Here is a 22,379-nt window from a genome sequence, read left to right as displayed (position 1 = left end):
GCAACGAGGGTCTTAATCGATGGCGGCGCGCGCATATTGGCAGGGGCAGATCCGGTTGGCGCTGGTGTCGATCCCGGTCGAAATCTACTCCGCCACCAAGTCCGGTGCGCAGGTCGCCTTCCACCAGATCCACGAACCCAGCGGGCAGCGGATCAAATATGAAAAGGTCGCGCCCGGCGTCGGCCCGGTGGACACCGACGAGATCATGAAGGGCTTCGAGATCGAGAAGGGCGAGTATGTCCTGCTCGAACAGGACGAGATTGACGCGGTCAAGCTCGAGTCGAAGAAGACGCTGGAGCTGACGCAGTTCGTCGATGCGCATGAGATCGACGTGCTTTATTACGAGAAGCCCTATTTCGTCGTCCCTGCCGACGATCTCGCCGAGGAGGCGTTCATCGTGCTGCGCGAGGCGCTGCGCCGGACCAAGAAGGTCGGACTCGGGCAGCTCGCGATGCGCGGGCGCGAATATGTCGTCAGCCTCAAGCCGTGCGGACGCGGGATGATTCTGGAAACCTTGCGCTATGCCGACGAGGTGCACCGCGCGCAGGGATATTTCCGAGACATTCCCGACGACAAGCCCGACGCCGAACTGCTCGACCTCGCCGAGGCACTGATCGAGAAGAAGGCCGCCGCGTTCGATCCCGCCGAATTTCACGACCGCTATGTCGACGCGCTGAAGGCTCTGATCGAGCGCAAGCGCAAGGCAAAGGGCCGCAAGATCATCGAGGACAAGGGTGACGAGGGCACGCGCTCGGGCTCGAACGTCGTCGATCTGATGGCCGCGCTCAAGAAGTCGATGGAAGGAAAGGACAAACCTGCGGAAAAGAAGGCACCGGCACGCAAGCCGACGGCGAAAAAGCGTGCTTGAGGGCGACGCCGGACGGAGGGTCGCGTGACAACCGATCCGCTCGCCTCCTATAATGCCAAGCGCGATTTCGCGAAGACCGCAGAGCCCGCCGGGACGCTCGCGCCGGGCAAGGGCAATGGTTTTATCGTCCAAAAACATGACGCTACCCGGCTGCATTGGGACTTCCGGCTGGAGGTTGATGGCGTCCTGAAAAGCTGGGCGGTGACGCGCGGGCCGAGCCTCGACCCGAACGAGAAGCGTCTGGCGGTGCGGACCGAGGATCATCCGCTTTCTTATCAGACGTTTGAGGGGACGATTCCGGCGGGGGAATATGGCGGCGGGACGGTGATGTTGTGGGACCGCGGCACGTGGTCGCCGGTCAAGGGCAAGAGCGCCGCCGATATCGACAAGGGGCACCTCCACTTCATCCTCGACGGCGAGCGGATGAAGGGCGAGTGGCTGCTGATCCGGCTGCGACCGCGCGGCAAAGAAAAGCGCGAAAACTGGCTGTTACGCAAGATCGAGGATGCCGAGGCCGGCGGCACCGACACGCTGGTGGAGACCGCGCTGACCAGCGTTTCGACCGGGCGGACGATGCAGGAGATCGCCGAGGGGAAGAAACAAAAGCCCGCAAAAAGGCGCAAGGCAGGCAAGCCGCCCGCCTATGAGCCGCCGCAGCTTTGTACGCTCGTGGATCACGTTCCGACCGGCGCGGAGTGGATACATGAGGTAAAATACGACGGCTATCGCGCGTTGGTCGCGGTCGGGGGCGGCAAGGCGAAGGTTTTTACGCGCAGCGGTCTCGACTGGAGCGACAAGTTCCCCGGCATCGCCGAAGCCGCCGCCGCGCTCCCGGCGACGACCGCGCTGATCGATGGCGAGATCGTCGCGTTCAAGGATGGCCGGCCCGATTTCTCGACGTTGAAGGATGCGATCGGCGCGGGCGGCGCGATGACGCTGTTCGCGTTCGACCTGCTTGAGGTCGACGGCGAGGATCTGCGCGACCGGCCCAATGTCGCGCGCAAGGAGCGGCTCCGCACGCTGGTCGGAGACGGCGAGGAGCGGCTGCGTTTTTCCGAACATATCGTCGGGTCCGGCGAGCAATTGTTCGAGACGATGTGCCGGGAGGGCTATGAAGGGGTTGTGTCCAAGCGCGCCGACGCGCCGTATCGCGGGCGGCGCACGTCGGCGTGGCTGAAGATCAAGTGCATCCGGCGGCAGGAGTTCGTGATCGTCGGCTGGCTGCCCTCCACCAAGTCGCGCGGGCTGCGGTCACTGCTGCTCGGGGTGCATGACGGCGACACGCTGCGTTATGCCGGCAAGGTCGGTACCGGCTTCGATGCGGCGACGATGGACGATCTGCGGACGCGGCTCGACAAACTCTCACGCAAGACCCCGACGGTCGATGCGCCGCGAGTCGCGGTCAAAGGCGCGCATTGGGTGAAGCCGGCGCTGGTCGCGGAGGTCGCCTTTGCGGAAACCACGCCGGATGGCGTGTTGCGCCATTCCAGCTTCATCGGGCTGCGCGGCGACAAGCCGGCGGCGGAAGTCGTCGTCGAAACGCCCGCCCCCACACCCAAGGTCGAGTCGCGAATCAAGGTCACCAATCGCGACCGCGTGATCTTCCCGGAGGGAAAGATCACCAAGGGGCAGTTGGCGGACTATTACGCCGCGGTCGCCGGGATCATGCTGCCATGGGCGGGGCATCGACCGATCAGCCTGGTGCGCTGCCCGCAAGGCCGCGCGCGGCAATGCTTTTTCCAGAAGCATGACGCCGGATCGTTCGGCGACACCGTGCATCAGGTGCCGATCCGCGAGAAGGACGGCAGCACCGAAAACTACCTGTATGTCGACGACGCCGACGGGCTGGTCGCGTGCGTGCAGATGGGGACGATCGAATTTCATGGCTGGGGATCGCGCGTCGACGCGCTCGAACGCCCCGATCGGATGGTGTTCGACCTCGACCCCGACGAGGGACTGGGGTTCGAGGAAACGAAGAGCGCCGCGGCGCACCTCGAGGAGCAGCTCGCCGAACTGGGGCTGGTCAGCTTCCCGCTGTTATCGGGGGGCAAGGGCGTGCATGTCGTCGTGCCGCTGACCCCCAAGGCGGAATGGCCGGCGGTGCGCGACTTCGCCGAGCGGTTCGCGCGGGCCCTCGCCCATGCCGACCCGGAGCGGTTCGTGGCGGTGATGAGCAAGGCGAAGCGCAAGGGACGGATCTTCATCGACTATCTGCGCAACCAGCGTGGCGCGACCGCGATCATGCCCTATGCGGCGCGGGCACGCGCCGGTGCGCCGGTGGCGGCGCCGGTGTCGTGGACCGAGCTGCGCGATCTCGACAGCGCCGGGCACTGGCACGTCGGCGATGCCGAGACACTGATCGCCCGCGCCAACGCGCGATCGCTCAAGGGCTGGGGCGTGGCGGAGCAGATATTGCCGGACCTTTGAGCGGATCGGTCGATTCCGATTGCGTCAGCCAATCCCGGCACTAGGGTCGCCGCCAGTTGGCTGAAGGAGGAACCGCTGGCCACGCAGCCCCTCTTCGACCCCGGCACCCTCGCCCGCCGCCGCTTCGACGATTACGCAGGCACCTCGTCCGACACGATGCGCGCCGGTCCCGCCGCGCCGTGGCTGGCCGTGCTGGAGGAATTGTCCGCGGTGGCGGGCGACGATCTCGGCCATGCGCGCGAGCGGGTGCAGCGGCACGCGATCGATATCGGCACCGGTTTCCGCATCATCGGCGAGGATAGCGAGCGGCCGTGGCCGGTCAGCCCGATGCCGTTGCTGATCGAGGCGCAGGAATGGGCGCTGATCGAGCGCGGGATCGTCCAGCGCGCCGATCTGTTCGAAACCATCCTCGCCGATCTCTATGGCCCGTCGACGCTGGCGGAGCGCGGCTATTTCCCCGCGACGCTCGTTACCGGCAGCCCGTTCTTCCTGCGGCCTTTGGTCGGGCTTGCGCCGCCGGGTGGGCACCATCTGCATTTCGTCGCGATCGATCTGGGGCGCAGTCCGTCGGGCGAGTGGCGCGTGCTCGCCGACCATCTGCGCGCGCCGACCGGTGCGGGCTATGCGCTGGAGAACCGGCTCGCGGTCAGCCGCACGCTCGGCGGGTTGCAGGCGCGGCTCAACGTCCGCCGTCATGCGCCGTTCTTCGCGGCGTTCCGCGAGGGGCTCGCGGCGGCGTGCCGGCGCAGCGATCCGCGGATCGGGCTGCTGACACCGGGGCGCTACAATCCGAGCTATCCCGAACAGGCGCATCTGGCGCGCTATCTGGGGCTGTTGCTGGTCGAGGGCGACGATCTCGCCGCGCTGGAGGATCGGCTCTACGTCCGCACGATCGCGGGGCTGAAACGCGTCGATGCGCTGTGGCGGCGGCTCGATCCACGGTTGCTCGATCCGCTGGCGTTCGATTCGCACTCGCGGATCGGCGTGCCGGGGCTGATCGACGTGTGGGCGCAGGGCAATGTCGTGCTCGCCAATGCGCCGGGGGCGGGTGTGCTGGAGAGCCCGGCGTTCGGGGCGTTCCTGCCGCAGCTCAGCACGCGGTTGACCGGCGCGGACCTGATCCTGCCCAATATCGCGACCTGGTGGTGCGGGCAGCCGCGCGAGACGGCGCATGTCGCGGGCGAGTTCGGGTCGATGCTGCTGTCGCCGGCGTTCGGGGCGCGGACGTTGGGGCTGCCCGGCGATGCGCCGGTCGCGGGCGCGGATCTGACGCCGGAGCAGCGCGCCGCCTTCCTCGACGACCTGACGCGGCGGCCGCAGGATTATGTCGGGCAGGAGATCGTCCGGCTTTCGACGATGCCGGTGATCATCGAAGACCGGCTGGAGCCGCGCCCGTTCACGTTGCGGGTGTTCGCGGCGCGCGATGCGCACGGCAACTGGCAGGTGTTGCCGGGCGGGTTCGCGCGGATCGGCGAGCATCCCGATCCGCGCGCGGCGGTGCTGGGCGAAGGCACGTGGTCGGCCGACGTCTGCGTGCACGGGGCGGAGCCGGTGTCGCCGGTGTCGTTGCTGCCCGCACCGGATTCGCTGCACATCCGGCGCAATCCGGGCACGCTGCCGAGCCGCGTCGCGGACAATTTCTTCTGGCTCGGGCGCTATCTGGAGCGCGGCGAGGCCTTGCTGGCGGCGATCCGCGTGATGCTGGGCCATTCGATCGACGCCGATACCGGCGCGGCACCCGACGAGGCGACGATCGCCAAGCTGGTCGCCGAGATCGTTGACAGCGGCGCGGCCCCTGCCCCGGCCAGCTTCCGGCGCGCCGACCTGATCGCGTTCGCGCGGACGGCGATGGAGGCGCGCGACGGCTGGCAGTCGGTGGCGGCGATCAACACCCATGCGCAGCGGATCGCGGGCGGGTCGCGCGACCGGCTGTCGGTCGACATGGTGCGGTTGCTCGATGCACCCTTCCCGACGCATCGCGGGATGCTCGACCGCGCCGGATCGCTTCAGCGCCGCTATGCCGCGATTGCCGGTCTGTCGGCGGAGCATATGGGGCGGACCGCGGCGTGGCGGTTCCACGATCTGGGGCGGCGGATCGAGCGCGCGCGCGCCATCACGCGCGCGGCGCGGATCTTCGGAATGACGGGCGCGTCGGCGGGCGACCTGTCGACCCTGCTCGACCTCGCCGACAGCCAGATCAGCTATCGCCAGCGCTATCTGACCGGGATCGCGCGCGTGCCGGTGGTCGACCTGACCGTGCTCGATCCCGGCAATCCGCGCGCGCTGGCGTTCCAGGTCGAGCGGATTCGCGAGCATCTCGCCGCGCTGCCGGTGCTCGACGACGACGGCATGGCCGAGCCGCAGCAGATCGAGGCGACCGAGCTGCATGCGTTGGTCGCTCCGGCGCAGGCGGCGCTGCTTGATCCCGAGACGCTGTCGGAAATCGAGCACCGGCTGTTCCGGCTCTCGGAGGCGATCGCGCGGCGGTATTTCCTGCAGGGCGCGGAGCCGTTGCGGGCGAGCGGGTTGACGCTGGCGTGATCGGCAAAATGATCGTTCGGGGCCTGACCGATGCGCTATGACATCCGCCACATCACCCGCTTCGACTATGGCAATGCGGTCAAGTTCGCGCGCTGCAATTTGCGGCTGAAGCCGATCGACTGGCCGGGGCAGAAGCTGGAGGACTATGCGCTGCACGTCGCGCCGTCCGGGCGGACCACCGCGGCCTATGCCGAGGCGGGGCTGGCGCATGTCACGCGGCTGGTGGTCGACGAGCGCGTGCGGCGGCTGACGATCGAGAGTGTCGCGCGGATCACCGTCGACCGGCTGGTGCCGGTGCCCGACGCCAGCGATCTTTCCATCGCCGAGGTCTGTGCGCTCGCCCGCGCGTCGGGCGACGTGTCGGCGGCGGGGCCGGCGGCGTATCTGTTCCCCTCGCCGCTGATCCCGCTCGACCGCGCGATCGCCGATTACTGCGCGCCGGATCTTTCGCCCGATCGCAACGTGATGGAGGCCGGGATCGCGCTGGCGCGGCGCATCCAGCGCGACTTCGCGTTCGATCCGACCGCGACCTTGGTCGACACGCCGCCGCACGAGGCGTTCGCCAAGCGCAGCGGGGTCTGTCAGGATTTCGCACAGATCATGCTGACGGGGCTGCGCGCCGCCGGGCTGCCGGCCGCTTATGCCTCGGGCTATATCCGCACCATCCCGCCGCCCGGTCAGGAGCGGCTGGTCGGCGCCGATGCGACGCACGCCTGGGTGCTGATCTGGTGCGGACCGGTGCGCGGCTGGGTGGGGGTCGATCCGACCAACGGCATCTGGATGGCGGGCGACCATATCGTCGTCGCGATCGGGCGCGACTATGCCGAGATCGCGCCGGTCGACGGCGTGGTGCTGGGATCGGGCGCGCAGGCGATGGAGGTCAGCGTCGACGTCGCACCGATCGGGGAGCCTGCGTAACGATTGCGCTTCGCGCGACGCTGCCCCACATAGGCGAGTAACACACCAACCGGGGACGACATGGCCGATCCATATGCGACGCTGGGCGTGGCGCGCGGCGCCAGCGAGGCGGAGATCAAGAAAGCGTATCGCAAGCTCGCCAAGGAGCTGCATCCCGACCGCAACCGCGACAATCCCAAGGCGGCGGAGAAGTTCGGGCAGGTCACCAGCGCCTATGACCTGTTGACCGACAAGGACAAGCGCGCGCGGTTCGACCGTGGCGAGATCGACGGCGACGGCAATCCGGCCGCGCCGTTCGGGTTCGGCGCGGGCGGGCGCGGGCAGGCCGGGAATGGCGGGTTCCGGCCCGAGGGCTTCGACATGAGCGGGATGGGCGGCGCTGCCGGCGGCCCGGACATGAGCGACATTTTCGAGGGGCTGTTCGGCGGCGGGCGTGCGCGCGCCGGCGGTGGCGCGGGCGGCGGGTTCGCGAGCGGGTTCGGCCGGCGGCAGCCGCCGCCCAGGGGCGGGAATGTCGCCTATTCGCTGCGCGTGCCGTTCACCGATGCCGCGACGCTCGCGCCGCAGCGCGTGACGCTGGCGAGCGGCAGCACGATCGACCTGAAGCTGCCCGCCGGGGTCGACAGCGGCACGCAGATGCGGCTCGCCGGCAAGGGCGACGACGGCCCCGGCGGCGCGGGCGACGCGATCGTGACGATCGAGGTCCAGCCGCACCGCTACTTCACGCGCGACGGCGACGACGTGCGGCTCGATCTGCCGATCACGCTGAAGGAAGCGGTCGAGGGCGGCAAGGTGAAGTGCCCGACGGTCGACAAACCGGTGATGATCACGGTGCCCGTTGGGGCAACATCCGGCAAGACTTTGCGCCTGAAGGGAAAAGGCTTTCACCGGAAAGGCGGCGAGCGTGGCGACCAGCTGGTGACGCTGATCGTCGACGTGCCGGCCGACGATGCGGCGCTGAAGGCGTTCGTGGCCGGCTGGGACGGCGGCGGGAACCCGCGCGCGGCGATGGGCGTCTGAGGATGCGTGACCGACGCCCCCCTTTCGCTGACGCCTGAGGATCGCGCGCGCCATCACGGCGCGGCACGGCGCCGGCTCGACCGACAGCTCGCCCATCTCCGCCCCGGCGCCTTTGCGTGGGAGGTGTTCAAGCGCGCGATGATCGGCGTGTGGACCGACGGGTTCATCCACGCCGGCAACCTCGCCTATCTCGCGCTGATGACGGTGTTCCCGTTCTTCATCGTCGCCGCGGCGGTGGCCTCACTGTTCGGACAGAGCAGCGAGGTGCAACACGGGCTGGCGAGCTTCCTGTCGGTGCTGCCGCGCGACGTGGCGGAGGTGTTGCGGACGCCGATCGCGAATGTCCTGCAGGCGCGGACCGGGCCGTTGCTGTGGTTCGGTGCGCTCGTCGGGCTGTGGACGGTCGGCAGCTTCGCCGAGACGATCCGCGACATCTTCCGCAAGGCGTATGGCACGCGCTCGTCGCAGTCGCTGTGGCGCGCGCGGCTCGGCTTGAGCATCGCGATCATCGCCTCCGTGGTGATCGCGCTGCTCGCCTTTCTGGTGCAGGGTATCCTGACCGCCGCCGAGCAGTTCATCTATCGCCTGCTGCCGGTCGCGCAGCATGTCGCGGAGTGGCTCAACATCGCGCGTCTGGTGCCGGCGGCGATCATGTTCGGCGCGCTGTACATGCTGTTCTATTCGGTGACGCCGGGCAAATATCGCCGCAGCGACGCGCGCAAATGGCCGGGCGCGCTGTTCACGACCTTGTGGTGGGTGAGCATGACCGCGGGTCTGCCGTGGGCGCTGTCGCAGCTCGGCGGCTATGACCTGACGTACGGCAGCCTGGCGGGTGTGGTGGTGATGCTGTTGTTCTTCTATCTGATCGGGCTGGGACTGGTGTTCGGCGCGCATCTCAACGCGGCACTGGCGGAGCCGCCCGAACCGGTTGTAGAGGGGGCCGGACAGGGTGAATCATAATGCAGGTACACGCGTGAACGGATTGATGGCGGGCAAGCGCGGGCTCATCATGGGGCTGGCCAACGACAAGTCGCTGGCCTGGGGTATTGCCAAGAAGCTGAGCGAGGCCGGCGCGGAGCTTGCTTTCTCCTATCAGGGCGCGGCGATGGAGAAGCGCGTGCGCCCGCTCGCCGAGCAACTGGGCGTCGCGCGGCTGTTCGATTGCGACGTCGCGGACATGGACGCGCTCGACGCGACCTTCGCGGCGCTGGCGGAGGAATGGCCGACGATCGACTTCGTCGTCCATGCGATCGGCTTTTCGGACAAGTCGCAGCTGCGCGGCCGCTATTACGACACCACGCTCGACAATTTCCTGATGACCATGAACATCTCGGCCTATTCGCTGGTCGCGGTGGCGCAGCGCGCGCGGCGGATGATGCCCGAGGGCGGCTCGATCCTGACGCTGACCTATTACGGCGCGGAGAAGGTCATCCCGCATTACAACGTGATGGGCGTGGCGAAGGCGGCGCTGGAGACGAGCGTCAAATATCTGGCGGTCGACCTCGGCCCCGACAATATCCGTATCAATGCGATCTCGGCCGGGCCGATCCAGACGCTGGCGGCGCGCGGGATCGGTGACTTCAACTATATCCTCAAATGGAACGAGCTGAACGCGCCGCTGCGCCGCACCGTGACGATCGAGGATGTCGGCGGCGCGGGGCTCTACATGCTCTCCGATCTGGCCAGCGGCGTGACCGGTGAGATCCACCATGTCGACGCGGGTTACAACGTGATCGGGATGAAAGCCGAGGACGCGCCAGACATCGCGCTGGCGTAAGGACGGCGGTGACGATCGCGATCCGTCCGGCGGCGGGCGGCGACGTCGCCGCGATCGACGCGCTGCTGCGCGCGGTCTTCCCGCGCGCCGATGAGGCCGACCTGGTCCGGCAGCTGTGCGTCAACGGCGATATGGTGCTGATGATGGTCGCCGCGGACGAGGAAAGCGGCGCGCTGGTCGGCGCGGTGGCGTTCAGCCGGATGGCGGTCGATGTCGGCGGCAAGGCGATTGCCGCGGTCGCGCTCGCACCGGTCGCGGTGACGGAGGGCTATCGGCGGCAAGGGGTCGCCGAGGCGCTGATCCACGCCGGGATCGAGCGCATCGAGGCGGCGCAGGTCGTCCTCTGTTTCGTGCTCGGCGAACCGGGCTTCTATGAACGTTTCGGCTTCCATGCCGATTTCGCAAAGAACTTCGACTCGCCTTATGCGGGCGAGCATCTGATGGCCGTGCCCGTGCAGGGCGGGTTGATGCCGTGCGGGGAGCGTGGCGCGGCGACGCACGCGGCGGCGTTCGCGCGGCTGGGCTAAGCGGGGCGCGCAAAAAGCTTTGCCCCAATTACCATACGTTAAGTACCAATTCTTACAAGCTAGCGGATGGATCACCGTTACGACCGGCTGTTACTCGTAGCACAGGCCAGCGCCGGCGTCGCCGCGCTCGCGGTCATGAGCCTGTATCCGCCGGCCGAAGGGCGCATCTTGCTGGTTCCAATGGTCGATCGCGACGTCAATGCCACGGCACGCGTGGCGCTGTCAGCAGGCGCGACCCTGCTCGGCGCGGGACCGCTGCGCGGCTCGCTGGTGGTCGTCGGCAGCCGTGCCCGGCTGGCGGCGCAGCGCCGGCCATGGCGAATGCTGATGCTGGCCGCGCCGCCCGCCGGGTGCGGCTCTCCCTCCAGACAGGCGGCTGTCGCATGACCGGCCAGCTCGATCCGCTCGACCGGATGCGCATGTTCGGCGTCAGGGGCTGGGCCTGGGCCGGCTGGATCGTGCTCGCCGGGCTGTGCATGGGCGACGTGCTGATCGGCGGGGGAAAGCTGCCGGTCGTGCTGGCGGTCGGGTTGCTGGCCAATATCGGACCGACCGCAATGATGGTGCTCGGACGTCATGACGCGGCAGCGCGCGTGACGATGGGGGTGCTGGCCTCGGTCCTGCCGGCGCTGCTCGTCTTCCTCCTGCAGGGGCGCGAGTGGCAGATGGACGCGCACATGTATTTCTTCGTGGCGATGGCGGCGTTGCTGGTGCTTGCCGACTGGCGGCCGATCCTGCTGGCCACGGGGCTGACCGCGGTGCATCACCTGCTCCTCGAATGGTTCGCGCCGGACTGGGTGTTCGATGGCAGCGGCGATCTGGCGCGGGTGCTGTTCCATGTCGTCGCGGTCGGTTTGCAGTTCGGTGCGCTGACGGTAGTGACGTTGATGCTGGAGCGGCTGTTCGCCGCGCAGGAGCGCAGCCTGCGCCGCGCACGCGAGTTGACCGCGATCGCCGAGGACGGCCGCAAGGCCACCGAAAGCGCGCTCAACATGGCGCGGCTCGCCGAAGAGCGCGCAGCGCGCGAGCGGCAGTCGCGCGAGGATCAGGCTGCCCGCGCGGCGCTGGAACGGCGCGGCGAACTGATCATGCTGGCGGGCGAGTTCGAACGCTCGGTCACGTCGATCGTCGGCGGGATCGCGCAGGCGAGCGAGCAGCTGGAACAGGCCGCCATCCAGCTTGAGGGCGGCACGGCGACCGCCCGGGGCGACGCGCAATCGACCGCGATGCGCGCGACCGAGGCGGCGGCGGACATCGCGCAGGTCGCGACGTCAGTCCGCGACCTGTCGCAATCGGTGCAGACGATCGCGGTCGCCGCCGAACGGCAAACGCAGCTGACCGACGGGGTCAGCACCGCAGCGCAGCGCAGCGTGCAGACCGCCGCGATGCTGGAGGAGCAGGCGGTGCAGATCGAGGGCTTCCTCGCCGACATCCGCCGGATCGCGGCGCAGACCAATCTGCTGGCGCTCAACGCGACGATCGAGGCGTCTCGCGCGGGCGATGCGGGACGCGGCTTCGCCGTGGTGGCGGGCGAGGTGAAGGCGCTTTCCGCCGACACGACGCGCGCGAGCGACCGGATCGGGGTGCTCATCGCCGGGATACGGGAGGGTGTGGCGGATACCGGCAACAAGCTGCGGAACGTGACGCAGGCGATCGCCGAAGTGTCGTGCGCGGCACGCGGCATCGCGGTGGCGGTGGTCGAACAGCGGAACAGCGCGCTGGAGGTCGACGGCGGCGCGACGCGCGCGGCGGACATGGCCGAGGCGATCGGCGGCGGGATCGGCGCGCTGGTCGAGACGGTCGGCAAGGCCTCGACACTGTCGGCAACGGTGCGCAACAGCGCGAGCGCGCTGGCGACGAGTGCGCGCGATCTGCACGGATCGACCAACCGGTTCGTGGCATTCCTGACGTGCGAGCGCGCGGCGGCGGGGTAGCGGGCCTGTCCCTGGGTCGTCCGTAACGCTCAGCCAGTTAATGCTGAGCCTGTCGACGCACGTGCCGCAAACGCATCGTCCGCGGCCCCCCCTTCGACTGCCTGCCACGGCAGGCGCTCAGGACAGGCTTCGACACGCTCAGAGCGAACGGGGGAGAGAGTTCGACATGCTCATTTCCTGCACCGCTTCCAATGCGATACCCGCCAGATTCTGCGTGCGTTTGATGTAACGGATGCGCAGCCGCCCGGCGGGGCGCGGGAGCGACTGGAAACGCTCATAATGATCGCAATACGCCGGCGGGCAGCGGATCGCGCCGTGCGCCTGTGCGATCACTGCCGCGGCATCGCCGAGCAGCACCGCTTCGGGTAGTGCCAGATCGATGGCGAGCGTCAGCGCGGCGATCAGCGCCAGCCACTCGGCTTCCATGCTGCTGCCCTCGCCGAGATCGCGGCGCATGTACGTCCGCCCGCCCGCGACCAGCGCATATTCCATCCCGGCGGGCGAGTAGCCGCCGTCGAAGAAGATCTTCATGCGCGGCGCCACGCCCCCGGTGCGAGGTCGCCGAGCGACCAGTCGCCGACCCGCCAGCGGATCAGCCGCAGCGTCGGGTGGCCGATCGCCGCGGTCATGCGGCGGACCTGCCGGTTGCGCCCCTCGCGAATCGTCAGCGCGATCCATGCGTCGGGGATGCTCGCGCGGTAGCGGATCGGCGGCGTGCGCGGCCACACGGCGGGTGCGTCGAGCGGTTCGACCTCGGCGGGACGGGTCATGCCGTCCTTGAGCAGCACGCCCGTGCGCAGCGCCGCCAGCGCGGCATCGTCGGGAACGCCCTCGACCTGAACCCAGTAGGTCTTGGGCAGCTTGAACTTCGGGTCCGCAATGCGCGACTGGAGGCGACCGTCGTCGGTGAGCAGCAACAGCCCCTCGCTGTCGCGGTCGAGCCGCCCGGCGGGATAGACGCCGGGGACGTCGATATAGTCCGACAGCGTCGCGCGGGTCGTCGGGGAGCCGCGATCGGTGAACTGGCTCAGCACGTCATAGGGTTTGTTGAACAGGATCAGCGTCATGCGCGCGCGATCTGCTGCGCCACCGCCTCCGCCACGCGGATGCCGTCGACCGCCGCCGACAAGATGCCGCCGGCATAGCCCGCCCCCTCGCCCGCCGGGTAGAGGCCGCGGGTGTTGAGGCTCTGCATGTCCTCGCCGCGCGTGAAGCGGACGGGCGAGGAGGTGCGCGTCTCGACCCCGGTCATCACGACGTCGGGATGGTCGTAGCCCTTGATCTGGCGACCGAACACCGGGATCGCCTCGCGCATCGCCGCGATCGCGAAATCCGGCAGGCATTCGGAGAGGTCGGTCGGCGTGACGCCGGGCTTGTACGACGGCACGACGCTGCCGAGCGTGGTCGAGGCGCGGCCGGCGAGGAAATCGCCGACGCGTTGCGCGGGGGCATGATAGTTCGAGCCGCCCGCGACATAGGCGTCCGCCTCGATCCGCCGCTGCAAGGCGAGTCCGGCGAGCGGGTCGCCGGGATAGTCGCGCTCCGGGTCGATCGCGACGACGAAGCCGGAATTGGCGTTGCGCTCGTTGCGCGAATATTGGCTCATGCCGTTGGTGGCGACGCGGCCTTCCTCGCTGGTTGCGGCGACGACGGTGCCGCCGGGGCACATGCAGAAGCTGTAGACCGTCCGCCCGTTCGAGCAGTGGTGCGAGATGTGATATTCGGCCGCGCCGAGCACCGGATGGCCGGCATCGGGCCCGAAACGCGCGCGGTCGATCCATGATTGCGGATGCTCGATGCGGACGCCGATCGAGAAGGGCTTGGCCTCGGCATGGACGCCGGCCTCGACCAGCATCGCGAACGTGTCGCGCGCGCTGTGGCCGATCGCCATCACGACATGCTCGGCCTCCAGATAGCCGCCGTCGTGGAGATGCAGGCCGCGGATGCGGCGCTCCCCGCCCTGCTCCGCGACGTCGAAGCCGGTGACGCGGGTCGAGAATCGATATTCGCCGCCGAGTTCCTCGATCGTCGCGCGCATGCTCTCGACCATCGTCACCAGCCGGAAGGTGCCGATATGCGGATGCGCTTCGGTGAGGATGTCCTCGGGCGCGCCGGCCTTGACGAATTCGGTCAGCACCTTGCGGTTGAGGTGGCGCGGGTCCTTGATGCGGCTGTAGAGCTTGCCGTCCGAGAAGGTCCCTGCCCCGCCCTCGCCGTATTGCACGTTAGATTCGGGGTTGAGGACGCTGCGTCGCCACAGCCCCCAGGTGTCCTCGGTCCGCTCGCGGACCACCTTGCCGCGCTCGAGGATGATCGGGCGGTAGCCGGCCTGCGCGAGGATCAGCGCGGCGAACAATCCGCATGGGCCCGCGCCGATCACCACCGGGCGGGGAGCGCCCTCTTTCGCCGGTTCGGGCGCGCGGTAGCGGGTGTCGGGGGTGAGCGAGACGTCGCGGTCGCGGCGGTTGCGCGCGAGCACGGTGCCCTCGTTCTTCACCGCGACGTCGATCGTGTAGACGAGCTGGATGCGGCCATGCTCGCGCGCATCGGCGCCGCGCCGCGCCACCGTGAAGCGGATCAGGTCGCGCGGGGTGATGCGCAGCCGCTTGACGATGGCGGCGGGCAGCGCCTCGTCGGCATGGTGGAGCGGCAGTTTCAGGTCGGTGATGCGGATCATGAGGGCGGGGCTTTAGCGGGGTTCGCAGGGCGAGGCGAATGTTGCGAATGTTGAGACGATAGCGGGGGTGTGAGGACGGTTGAAAGCGGGTCGAATTGCTCTTCTATCCGGTAACGGGTGACGTAGGACAGGTCGTTACACACGGCGTCACCCCGGCGGAGGCCGGGGTCCATGTCGCCGCAAGAGCCGCCGCTTCGGCTTTTACGGCACGCCTGGATCCCGGCCTGCGCCGGGATGACGAAGGAAGAGGAGGCAATCCTCCTAGCGCCACCCCAGCGCGGGCGCGATGTGGTGGAGGATGTTCTCCAGCACGTGCGCGTTGTAATCGACGCCGAGCTGGTTGGGGACGGTGAGCAGCAGCGTGTCGGCCTCGGCTATGCCCTCGTCGGCGCGGAGCTGTTCGATCAGCCGCTCGGGCTCGGCGGCGTAGGAACGGCCGAACACCGCGCGCATGTTGTCGATCACACCGATCTGGTCGCCGCCACCGTCGCGTCCGAAATAGGCGCGGTCGCGGTCGTCGGTCAGCGCGAAGATCGAGCGCGACACCGAGACGCGCGGGGTGCGGGTGTGGCCCGCCGCCGTCCACGCTTCACGATAGGCGCGGATCTGTCTGGCCTGTTGGACGTGGAACGGCTCGCCGCTTTCGTCGGCCTTCAGCGTCGAGCTTTGCAGGTTCATCCCCATCTGCGCCGCCCAGACGGCGGTGGCGTTCGACGCCGACCCCCACCAGACGCGGTCGCGCAGACCGGCGGCGTGCGGTTCGAGGCGGAGCAGCCCGGGCGGGTTGGGGAACATCGGTTGCGGGTTGGGCTTGGCAAAACCCTCGCCCTGCAACAGCCGCAGGAACAATTCGCCGTGGCGACGGCCCATGTCGGCGTCGCTCTCCCCGGCGGCGGGGGCGTAGCCGAAATAGCGCCAGCCCTCGATCACCTGCTCGGGCGAGCCGCGGCTGATCCCGAGTTGCAGCCGGCCACCCGCGATCAGGTCCGCCGCGCCCGCATTCTCGGTCATGTAGAAGGGGTTTTCGTAGCGCATGTCGATGACGCCGGTGCCGATCTCGATCGACCGCGTGCGCGCGCCGACGGCGGCGAGCAGCGGGAACGGCGAGGCGAGCTGCTGCGCGAAATGGTGGACGCGATAATAGGCACCGTCCGCGCCGAGTTCCTCCGCCGCGACCGCGAGGTCGATCGACTGGAGGAGAACGTCGCTGGCCGAGCGGGTGGCGGAGCCGTGCGCGTTCGACCAGTGGCCGAAGGAGAGGAAGCCGATTTTTTTCACATCATTATCCTTTTTCCGTTCGCCCTGAGGAAAGGCCGAGCCTGTCGAAGCCTTGTCTCGAAGGGCCCGTGCGGGGCGGTGCTTCGAGACGCCATCTCGACTTCGCTCGATGGCTCCTCAGCACGAACGGAGTTGGAGGAGGTCCGCACAACGGGGTTGACGTTACGCCGCCACCTTCTCGTCGAAGCTGCGGCGGGCTTGCTCGACGTGCGGCATGTTCTCGATCGTCCAGCGGTACAATGCCTTGAACGGCTGGTGCAGCGAGTGGCCGAGCGGCGTGATCGCGTACTCGACCGCGACCGGCGACGCAGGGATCACGCGGCGCGAGACCATGCCGTTGCGCTCCAGCCGGCGCAGGCATTGCGTCAGCGCCTTTTGCGTCACGCCCTCCAGATGACGGCGGATCGCATTGAAGCGCATCGGACCGGCATCGAGAACGGTCAGCACCATCATCGACCATTTGTCGGCGATCTGGTCGAGCAGCGCGCGGCTTGGGCAATCGACGTGAAAGTGCTGGCAAGTGGTGACGGTTTCCATGAGTATACCTAGGTGATCGCAGGTGCGTTATTGACCTCAGGTTTCCGATATATACCTGAAGGGTCGCAATCACAAGAAAAGGCGCCGTGGATGTCCTCCGCTTCGGTCGATACGTTGTTCCGTCCCTTCTCGCTCGGCTCGCTGGAGCTGCCCAACCGCATCGTCATGGCACCGATGACGCGCACGATGGCGCCGGGCGGCGTGGTCGGCGATGCGAATGCCGCTTATTATCGGCGGCGCGCCGAAGGGGGCGTCGGGCTGATCCTGTCCGAAGGGACGGTGATCGACCGCCCATCGTCGCGCAACCATCCGGGCATTCCCTTCTTCCACGGCGAAGAAGCGCTGGCGGGCTGGAAGGGCGTGATCGACGCGGTGCATGACGCGGGCGGCAAGATGGGGCCGCAGATCTGGCACACCGGCGCGACCAGCGGCCCGCCCGCAGGGGACTGGGCGCCGCCGCAGCCGGTCGAGAGCCCGTCGGGCTTTAACGCGCCGGCGGAAGCGCGCGGTCAGGCGATGAGCGACGAGGATGTCGCCGACACGATCGCCGCCTTCGCGCGCGCGGCGGCCGAGGCGAAGGCGCTCGGCTTCGACACGGTCGAGATCCATGGCGCGCACGGCTATCTGATCGACCAGTTCTTCTGGGGCGGCACCAACCAGCGCAACGACACTTACGGCGGCGCGACGATCCGCGAGCGCTCGCGGTTCGCGGGTGAGGTGGTCAAGGCGGTGCGCGCGGCGGTCGGGCCGGACATGCCGGTGATCCTGCGCGTCAGCCAGTGGAAGCAGCAGGATTATCGCGCGCGGCTCGCCGAGACGCCCGAGGCGATGACCGACTGGCTGTTGCCGCTGGTCGAGGCGGGCGCGAACGTGCTGCATTGCTCGCAGCGGCGCTTCTGGGAGCCCGAGTTCCCCGAGTTGGACGGCGAGCAGGGCCTCAACTTCGCGGGCTGGGCCAAGAAGCTGACCGGCGCGACGACGATCAGCGTCGGCTCGGTCGGGCTGTCGGGCGAGTTCCTCGCGGCATTTGGCGGCGAAGGGTCGACCAGCACCGATCTCGACCGGCTGGTGACGCGGATGGAGCGTGACGAATTCGATCTGATCGCGGTCGGTCGTGCGCTGATCAGCGACCCGGAATGGGTGGCGAAGGTGCGTGCGGGCGACGCGGCGGGGCTGAAGGGCTTCGAGGCGAGCGCGCTGGCCGAGCTGGTGTGATGTAGGGGCTCGTCATCCGTTACTTATCCGGGATCCCATTTCTTCTTGCCTCGGTCGCGAAGAAGAAGCGGGGTCCCGGATCAAGTCCGGGCGAGGCGATAGGAGCTGAAGACGCACCCTTTGCCGTGCCGATGCGTAGGTGAGGTCTGGAGGATCTCATGACCGACAAGCAACCGATGCAGGCCGATGGCGAGGGCACGACGCCGCATGATCCCGACGGCAGCGGCGAAGTGGCGAGCCGGCGCGACAGTAGCGGCGAAAGCCAGGGCGGTGCCTATCCAAACCCGCATAGCGGCAAGGACGGCGGACATTTTCAGGGTGGCCAGAGCGAACGCGGCTATCATGGCGGCAAGCAGGCTGGCGACGAAAAGGATGGGCATCAGCCCAACGCGCCGTCGACGGAATGAGGTGAGCCCACAGGTTCGTCATTGCGGGTATAGCGAAGCAATCCAGGACCGGATCAGGACGCCCCGGATTGCTTCGCTACGATCGCAATGACGACGGGTTTAATAGCCCGGCGGCAGGCGCTGGTCCTGATCGCCATTCGCCGTGCAGGTTTCAGGGTGCTTGCGACATTCCTTGTCGCGCTTTTCCTGTTCCTTGCGCATCTTGCGGACGTATTTCTCGTCGCGCTCCTTCGGGCTGGTCGTCATCAGGTCGGCGGTCTTGCCAACCGCTTTTACCGGCAGCGTCGCGACGTTCCACGCGGTCCGCACGCAGCCGCTGGTCGCCAATAGCACCGCACCTGCCAAGATCACCTTACGCATCATACCGACCTCCCGCCTTTCCGCGCCGCATAGCAACGTAAAGCTGAACGAATCCTTTGAGAATCGTTCGCACGGACCTCCCCCGATCCACTGACGTTCTTGGCGGGTAAGCGAGAGGCGGAACACATGTACTTCACGATCAATGGCCAGTCGCACGAGGCGGAGGTGGATGTCCGCACCTCGCTGCTCGATCTGTGCCGCGAACATCTGGGGCTGACCGGCTCCAAGAAGGGCTGCGACCACGGCCAGTGCGGTGCGTGCACGATGCTGGTCAACGGGCGGCGGATCAATTCCTGCCTGACGCTGGCCGTGATGCATCAGGACGACGAGATCGTGACGATCGAGGGGCTGGGCACGCCCGAGAACCTCCATCCGCTGCAGTCGGCCTTCGTGCGACACGACGGTTATCAGTGCGGCTATTGCACGCCGGGGCAGATCTGCTCGGCGGTCGGAATGCTCGACGAGGTAAAGAAGGGCTGGCCGAGCCATGCCTCCGCCGATCTGGCCAATGCCGAACTCGACAATGCCGAAATCAGCGAGCGGATGAGCGGCAATATCTGCCGGTGCGCCGCCTATCCCAATATCGTCGATGCGATTCGTGAGGTCGCCGACACCAGCGCGAAGGTGGACGCATGAAGACCTTCAATTATACGCGCGCCGACAGTGTCGCCGACGCCGTGCGCGCGGGCGGGCGGTTCATCGCGGGTGGCACCAATCTGCTCGACCTGATGAAATTGCAGGTCGAGACGCCCGACAAATTGGTCGACATCAGCCGGCTCGACCTCAACACGATCGAGGAGCGCGAGGACGGCGGGCTGACGATCGGCGCGCTCGTACCGAACAGCGACCTTGCCGCCGATCCGCGCGTGATCGCCAAGTACGAGGTGCTGAGCCGCGCGCTGCTCGCGGGCGCGTCGGGGCAGTTGCGCAACAAGGCGACGACCGGGGGCAATCTGCTCCAGCGGACGCGCTGCTATTATTTCTATGACACCGCCGCAGGCTGCAACAAGCGCCAGCCGGGTAGCGGGTGCGAGGCGATCGGCGGGTTCAACCGCATCCACGCGATCCTTGGCACCAGCGACCAGTGTATCGCGACGCATCCCGGCGACATGCCGGTGGCGATGCGCGTGCTCGATGCGGTGATCGTCACGCAGAAGGCGGACGGCGACAAGCGTCGCGTGCCGATCGGCGACTTCTACCGGCTGCCCGGCGACACGCCGCACATCGAGAACGTGCTGGAGGCGGGCGAGCTAATCACGCATGTCGAGCTGCCCGCGCCGACGGGCGGGCGGCATCTGTATCGCAAGGTGCGCGACCGCGCGTCCTATGCCTTCGCGCTCTTCTCGGTCGCGGCGGTGGTGACGGTCGAGAATGGCGTCATTGCAAAGGCGTCACTGGCGTTCGGCGGAGTCGCGCACATGCCGTGGCGGAACCCGGCGGTCGAGGCGGCGCTGGTCGGCAAGGCCCCTTCGGAGGACGCCTTCAACGCCGCGGCCGATGCCCTGCTCGACGGCGCGAAGGGCTTCGGCACCAATGATTTCAAGATCCCGCTGGCGCGGCGCACGTTGATCGCCAGCCTGCGCGAGGTGACGCAATGACCCTGATCGGCAAGGTGCTCGGGCGCGAGGATACGCGCAGCCTGACAATGAACGAGCCGCATCCGCACAGCTGGCTCGATGCGGGCACGCAGGGCGTGATCGGCAAGCCGCTCGACCGCGTCGAGGGGCCGTTGAAGGTCTCCGGCAAGGCGACCTATGCCGCCGAATATCCGATCGAGCGGCTGAGCTATGGCGTGCTGGTGCGGGCGCCGTTTGGATCGGGCAAGATCCGCGACGTGGTGGCCGACGAGGCGCGCGCACTGCCCGGCGTGATCGACGTCATCACCGACTACCCCAGCTTCATCCGCAACCCGCAGCAGGGCGGTGTGCAAAAGGCGCCGACGCAGGGGGTTCAGAAGGTCGACTATCACGGCGAGATCGTCGCGATCGTCGTCGCCGAGACTTTCGAGGCGGCGCGCGACGCCGCGGCGCGGGTGCGGGTCGAGCATGATGCGGCGGAGGGCGCCTATGTCTTCGCCGCGCATCGCGATCAGGCGGACCGCCCGCCCGACGACCAGATGCCGGCCCGCAGCGAGGCGGGCGACGTCGACGCCGCGATGGCAGAGGCGGCCTTCACGGTCGACGAAACCTATACGACCCCCAGCCAGAATTCGGCGGCGATGGAGCCGCACGCCTCGATCGCCGAATGGCAGGACGGGACGCTGGTGCTCCACGGCAGCTATCAGATGATCGCGTCCGACCAGATGCAGCTGGCCGCGGCGCTGGGCGTCGCGAAGGACAAGGTGCGGATCGTCTCGCGTTACGTCGGCGGCGGCTTCGGGTCGAAGCTGGGGATCGCGCCGGAGAGCGTCGCGGCGGCGATCGCGGCCAAGCGCCTCGACCGGCCGGTGAAGGTCGCGATGGCGCGCCAGCAGGTGTTCGACGCGACCGTGCGCCGCTCGAACACCGAGCAGCGCATCCGGCTGGCGGCGGACGCGACCGGCAAGCTGACCGGGCTGGCGCACGAGACGCTGGCCAGCAACCTGCCGGGCGAGGACTATTTCGAGCCGGCCGGGATCGGCACGCAATTCGCCTATGCTGCCGAGAACCGGCTGATCGACCACAAATTGGTACGGCTCAACTGGCTGCTCGCCGGGTCGATGCGCGCGCCGGGCGAAGCGGTCGGGATGCTGGCGCTTGAGGCGGCGATGGACGAGCTGGCGTACAAGGTCGGGATCGACCCGATCGAACTGCGCCGCCGTAACGAGCCGGCGACCGACCCGCAGGAGGATATCCCCTTCTCGTCACGCCTGCTGGTGCCGTGTCTCGACAAAGGCGCCGAGCTGTTCGGCTGGGCCGATCGCAAGCCTTCACCGGCGAGCGACCGGCGCGGCGAGTGGCTGCACGGCGTCGGCGTGGCGGCGGCGGTACGGTCGAACATGCTCCAGAAATCGTCGGCGCGCGTCGAGCTGACCAGCGACGGGCGCGCGATCGTCTCGACCGACATGACCGATATCGGCACCGGCACCTATACGATCCTCGCGCAGATCGCGGCGGAGACGCTGGGGCTGCCGCTGGAGAGCGTGACGGTCGAACTCGGCGACGGCGCGGCCCCACCCTCGGCGGGATCGGGCGGTTCGTGGGGCGCGGGCTCGTCCGGCTCGTCGGTGTATCTGGCGTGCGACGGGCTGCGCGAGAAGCTGGCCAAGGCGATGGGCGTCGAGGTCGACGCGATGACGCTGAAGGACGGGCGCGCGATCGCCGAGAACCGGGCGGTGGCGATCGCCGAGCTGGTCGGCGAGGGCATGGCCGTCACCGGGAGCATCGCGCCGGGCAAGCAGGAGAAGCTGCACCGCCAGGCGAGCTATGGCGCGCATTTCGCCGAGGTGAAGGTGAACGTGACGACCGGCGAGGTGCGCGTCGAGCGGATGCTGGGCGTCTTCTCGGCGGGGCGCATCCTGAACGAGAAGACCGCGCGCTCGCAATGCCTTGGCGGAATGACGTTCGGGATCGGCGCCGCGCTGACCGAGGAGCTGGTCCACGACCCGCGCAACGGCAAGGTGGTGAACCGCGATCTCGGCGAATATCATGTGCCGGTGAACGCGGACATTCCGCAAATCGAGGTCGCCTTCCTCGACGAACGCGATATTCATGCGAACCCGATCCACGCCAAGGGGATCGGCGAGTTGGGCATCTCGGGCGCGGGCGCGGCAATCGCGAATGCGATCTACCACGCGACCGGCGTACGGGTGCGCGACTATCCGATCACCTGCGACAAGTTGCTGGCGGAGCTGCCGGCGGTCTAATTCGTCATCGCGAGCGAAGCGAAGCAATCCAGGGCGTCTCGCGATCACT

General features: G+C 68.1%; 21 protein-coding genes. 15 read left to right on the top strand and 6 right to left on the bottom strand.

Annotated elements, in window-relative coordinates; genetic code table 11:
• Positions 1 to 19: 19 nt before the first annotated feature.
• The 10 genes from ACI2JO_RS18245 to ACI2JO_RS18200 all read left to right on the top strand — a co-directional run bounded on the left by ACI2JO_RS18245 (position 20) and on the right by ACI2JO_RS18200 (position 12,012).
• Complete coding sequence (locus tag ACI2JO_RS18245) at positions 20 to 868, top strand: Ku protein (protein WP_404722027.1); 849 nt, start codon at positions 20 to 22, stop codon at positions 866 to 868.
• Between the two features lie 24 nt (positions 869 to 892).
• Positions 893 to 3,295, top strand: coding sequence for a DNA ligase D (gene ligD / locus ACI2JO_RS18240; RefSeq protein ID WP_404722026.1), 2,403 nt, complete (start codon positions 893 to 895; stop codon positions 3,293 to 3,295).
• Between the two features lie 156 nt (positions 3,296 to 3,451).
• Positions 3,452 to 5,836: a circularly permuted type 2 ATP-grasp protein gene (locus tag ACI2JO_RS18235; RefSeq protein WP_404722025.1), complete on the top strand. Its 2,385-nt coding sequence runs from the start codon at positions 3,452 to 3,454 to the stop codon at positions 5,834 to 5,836.
• Between the two features lie 30 nt (positions 5,837 to 5,866).
• Positions 5,867 to 6,754 (top strand): transglutaminase N-terminal domain-containing protein, encoded by an 888-nt coding sequence (locus ACI2JO_RS18230; RefSeq protein WP_404722024.1) that lies wholly within the window; start codon positions 5,867 to 5,869, stop codon positions 6,752 to 6,754.
• A 60-nt stretch (positions 6,755 to 6,814) separates the two neighbouring features.
• Positions 6,815 to 7,774, top strand: coding sequence for a DnaJ C-terminal domain-containing protein (locus ACI2JO_RS18225; RefSeq protein ID WP_404722023.1), 960 nt, complete (start codon positions 6,815 to 6,817; stop codon positions 7,772 to 7,774).
• Positions 7,775 to 7,780: 6 nt separating this feature from the next.
• On the top strand, positions 7,781 to 8,734 hold the full coding sequence (locus ACI2JO_RS18220; RefSeq protein WP_404722022.1) for a YihY/virulence factor BrkB family protein: 954 nt from the start codon (positions 7,781 to 7,783) through the stop codon (positions 8,732 to 8,734).
• Positions 8,735 to 8,747: 13 nt separating this feature from the next.
• A complete protein-coding gene (fabI, locus tag ACI2JO_RS18215; protein WP_404722021.1) occupies positions 8,748 to 9,551 on the top strand; it encodes an enoyl-ACP reductase FabI in 804 nt (267 codons plus the stop codon).
• An 8-nt stretch (positions 9,552 to 9,559) separates the two neighbouring features.
• Positions 9,560 to 10,078 (top strand): GNAT family N-acetyltransferase, encoded by a 519-nt coding sequence (locus ACI2JO_RS18210; protein WP_404722020.1) that lies wholly within the window; start codon positions 9,560 to 9,562, stop codon positions 10,076 to 10,078.
• Positions 10,079 to 10,144: 66 nt separating this feature from the next.
• Positions 10,145 to 10,465, top strand: coding sequence for a hypothetical protein (locus ACI2JO_RS18205; protein ID WP_404722019.1), 321 nt, complete (start codon positions 10,145 to 10,147; stop codon positions 10,463 to 10,465).
• Positions 10,462 to 12,012: a methyl-accepting chemotaxis protein gene (locus tag ACI2JO_RS18200; RefSeq protein ID WP_404722018.1), complete on the top strand. Its 1,551-nt coding sequence runs from the start codon at positions 10,462 to 10,464 to the stop codon at positions 12,010 to 12,012. Before ACI2JO_RS18205 ends, ACI2JO_RS18200 begins: the two co-directional genes overlap by 4 nt.
• 138 nt (positions 12,013 to 12,150) lie before the next feature.
• Here ACI2JO_RS18200 and ACI2JO_RS18195 read toward each other — a convergent pair whose 3' ends face one another.
• From ACI2JO_RS18195 to ACI2JO_RS18175, 5 genes are all read right to left on the bottom strand, one after another.
• Positions 12,151 to 12,543, bottom strand: a complete 393-nt coding sequence (locus tag ACI2JO_RS18195) for a reverse transcriptase-like protein (protein ID WP_404722017.1) — start codon at positions 12,541 to 12,543, stop codon at positions 12,151 to 12,153.
• On the bottom strand, positions 12,540 to 13,079 hold the full coding sequence (locus ACI2JO_RS18190; RefSeq protein WP_404722016.1) for a pseudouridine synthase: 540 nt from the start codon (positions 13,077 to 13,079) through the stop codon (positions 12,540 to 12,542). Before ACI2JO_RS18190 ends, ACI2JO_RS18195 begins: the two co-directional genes overlap by 4 nt.
• Positions 13,076 to 14,689: an NAD(P)/FAD-dependent oxidoreductase gene (locus ACI2JO_RS18185; protein ID WP_404722015.1), complete on the bottom strand. Its 1,614-nt coding sequence runs from the start codon at positions 14,687 to 14,689 to the stop codon at positions 13,076 to 13,078. Before ACI2JO_RS18185 ends, ACI2JO_RS18190 begins: the two co-directional genes overlap by 4 nt.
• Positions 14,690 to 14,950: 261 nt before the next feature.
• Complete coding sequence (locus ACI2JO_RS18180) at positions 14,951 to 15,967, bottom strand: LLM class flavin-dependent oxidoreductase (protein WP_404722014.1); 1,017 nt, start codon at positions 15,965 to 15,967, stop codon at positions 14,951 to 14,953.
• 162 nt (positions 15,968 to 16,129) lie between these two features.
• Positions 16,130 to 16,504 (bottom strand): winged helix-turn-helix transcriptional regulator, encoded by a 375-nt coding sequence (locus ACI2JO_RS18175; RefSeq protein WP_404722013.1) that lies wholly within the window; start codon positions 16,502 to 16,504, stop codon positions 16,130 to 16,132.
• 90 nt (positions 16,505 to 16,594) lie between these two features.
• Here ACI2JO_RS18175 and ACI2JO_RS18170 point away from each other — a divergent pair, with 90 nt between their 5' ends.
• Both ACI2JO_RS18170 and ACI2JO_RS18165 read left to right on the top strand, forming a co-directional pair.
• On the top strand, positions 16,595 to 17,719 hold the full coding sequence (locus ACI2JO_RS18170) for an NADH:flavin oxidoreductase (protein ID WP_404722012.1): 1,125 nt from the start codon (positions 16,595 to 16,597) through the stop codon (positions 17,717 to 17,719).
• 158 nt (positions 17,720 to 17,877) lie between these two features.
• Positions 17,878 to 18,126 (top strand): hypothetical protein, encoded by a 249-nt coding sequence (locus ACI2JO_RS18165; protein WP_404722011.1) that lies wholly within the window; start codon positions 17,878 to 17,880, stop codon positions 18,124 to 18,126.
• Between the two features lie 99 nt (positions 18,127 to 18,225).
• Here the strand turns inward: ACI2JO_RS18165 and ACI2JO_RS18160 are convergent, their stop codons facing one another.
• Positions 18,226 to 18,486 (bottom strand): hypothetical protein, encoded by a 261-nt coding sequence (locus ACI2JO_RS18160; RefSeq protein WP_404722010.1) that lies wholly within the window; start codon positions 18,484 to 18,486, stop codon positions 18,226 to 18,228.
• Positions 18,487 to 18,612: 126 nt separating this feature from the next.
• Here ACI2JO_RS18160 and ACI2JO_RS18155 point away from each other — a divergent pair, with 126 nt between their 5' ends.
• Genes ACI2JO_RS18155 through ACI2JO_RS18145 form a run of 3 tightly spaced genes read left to right on the top strand, consistent with a single transcriptional unit; the run spans position 18,613 to position 22,330 of the window.
• On the top strand, positions 18,613 to 19,122 hold the full coding sequence (locus tag ACI2JO_RS18155) for a 2Fe-2S iron-sulfur cluster-binding protein (RefSeq protein ID WP_404722009.1): 510 nt from the start codon (positions 18,613 to 18,615) through the stop codon (positions 19,120 to 19,122).
• Entirely contained in the window at positions 19,119 to 20,084 is a 966-nt protein-coding gene (locus ACI2JO_RS18150; RefSeq protein WP_404722008.1) for an FAD binding domain-containing protein, read from the top strand. Before ACI2JO_RS18155 ends, ACI2JO_RS18150 begins: the two co-directional genes overlap by 4 nt.
• Positions 20,081 to 22,330 (top strand): xanthine dehydrogenase family protein molybdopterin-binding subunit, encoded by a 2,250-nt coding sequence (locus ACI2JO_RS18145; protein WP_404722007.1) that lies wholly within the window; start codon positions 20,081 to 20,083, stop codon positions 22,328 to 22,330. The genes ACI2JO_RS18150 and ACI2JO_RS18145 overlap by 4 nt, the downstream gene beginning before the upstream one ends.
• Positions 22,331 to 22,379: the final 49 nt, after the last annotated feature.

It is taken from the genome of Sphingomonas sp. NPDC079357, assembly GCF_044901155.1.
Lineage (GTDB): Bacteria > Pseudomonadota > Alphaproteobacteria > Sphingomonadales > Sphingomonadaceae > Sphingomonas.
Note: the sequence above shows the minus strand (reverse complement) of the source record. Positions and strands in the feature narration are given on the sequence as shown.

Excerpts from the sequence above, each read along its gene's own strand:
- ACI2JO_RS18185 (WP_404722015.1), bottom strand. The coding sequence starts at position 14,689 with ATGATCCGCATCACCGACCTGAAACTGCCGCTCCACCATGCCGACGAG.
- ACI2JO_RS18205 (WP_404722019.1), top strand. The coding sequence starts at position 10,145 with ATGGATCACCGTTACGACCGGCTGTTACTCGTAGCACAGGCCAGCGCC.
- ACI2JO_RS18160 (WP_404722010.1), bottom strand. The coding sequence starts at position 18,486 with ATGCGTAAGGTGATCTTGGCAGGTGCGGTGCTATTGGCGACCAGCGGC.
- ACI2JO_RS18150 (WP_404722008.1), top strand. The coding sequence starts at position 19,119 with ATGAAGACCTTCAATTATACGCGCGCCGACAGTGTCGCCGACGCCGTG.
- ACI2JO_RS18145 (WP_404722007.1), top strand. The coding sequence starts at position 20,081 with ATGACCCTGATCGGCAAGGTGCTCGGGCGCGAGGATACGCGCAGCCTG.
- ACI2JO_RS18155 (WP_404722009.1), top strand. The coding sequence starts at position 18,613 with ATGTACTTCACGATCAATGGCCAGTCGCACGAGGCGGAGGTGGATGTC.
- ACI2JO_RS18235 (WP_404722025.1), top strand. The coding sequence starts at position 3,452 with ATGCGCGCCGGTCCCGCCGCGCCGTGGCTGGCCGTGCTGGAGGAATTG.
- ACI2JO_RS18175 (WP_404722013.1), bottom strand. The coding sequence starts at position 16,504 with ATGGAAACCGTCACCACTTGCCAGCACTTTCACGTCGATTGCCCAAGC.
- ACI2JO_RS18165 (WP_404722011.1), top strand. The coding sequence starts at position 17,878 with ATGACCGACAAGCAACCGATGCAGGCCGATGGCGAGGGCACGACGCCG.
- ACI2JO_RS18190 (WP_404722016.1), bottom strand. The coding sequence starts at position 13,079 with ATGACGCTGATCCTGTTCAACAAACCCTATGACGTGCTGAGCCAGTTC.
- ACI2JO_RS18195 (WP_404722017.1), bottom strand. The coding sequence starts at position 12,543 with ATGAAGATCTTCTTCGACGGCGGCTACTCGCCCGCCGGGATGGAATAT.
- ACI2JO_RS18170 (WP_404722012.1), top strand. The coding sequence starts at position 16,595 with ATGTCCTCCGCTTCGGTCGATACGTTGTTCCGTCCCTTCTCGCTCGGC.
- ACI2JO_RS18200 (WP_404722018.1), top strand. The coding sequence starts at position 10,462 with ATGACCGGCCAGCTCGATCCGCTCGACCGGATGCGCATGTTCGGCGTC.
- ACI2JO_RS18245 (WP_404722027.1), top strand. The coding sequence starts at position 20 with ATGGCGGCGCGCGCATATTGGCAGGGGCAGATCCGGTTGGCGCTGGTG.
- ACI2JO_RS18230 (WP_404722024.1), top strand. The coding sequence starts at position 5,867 with ATGCGCTATGACATCCGCCACATCACCCGCTTCGACTATGGCAATGCG.
- ACI2JO_RS18225 (WP_404722023.1), top strand. The coding sequence starts at position 6,815 with ATGGCCGATCCATATGCGACGCTGGGCGTGGCGCGCGGCGCCAGCGAG.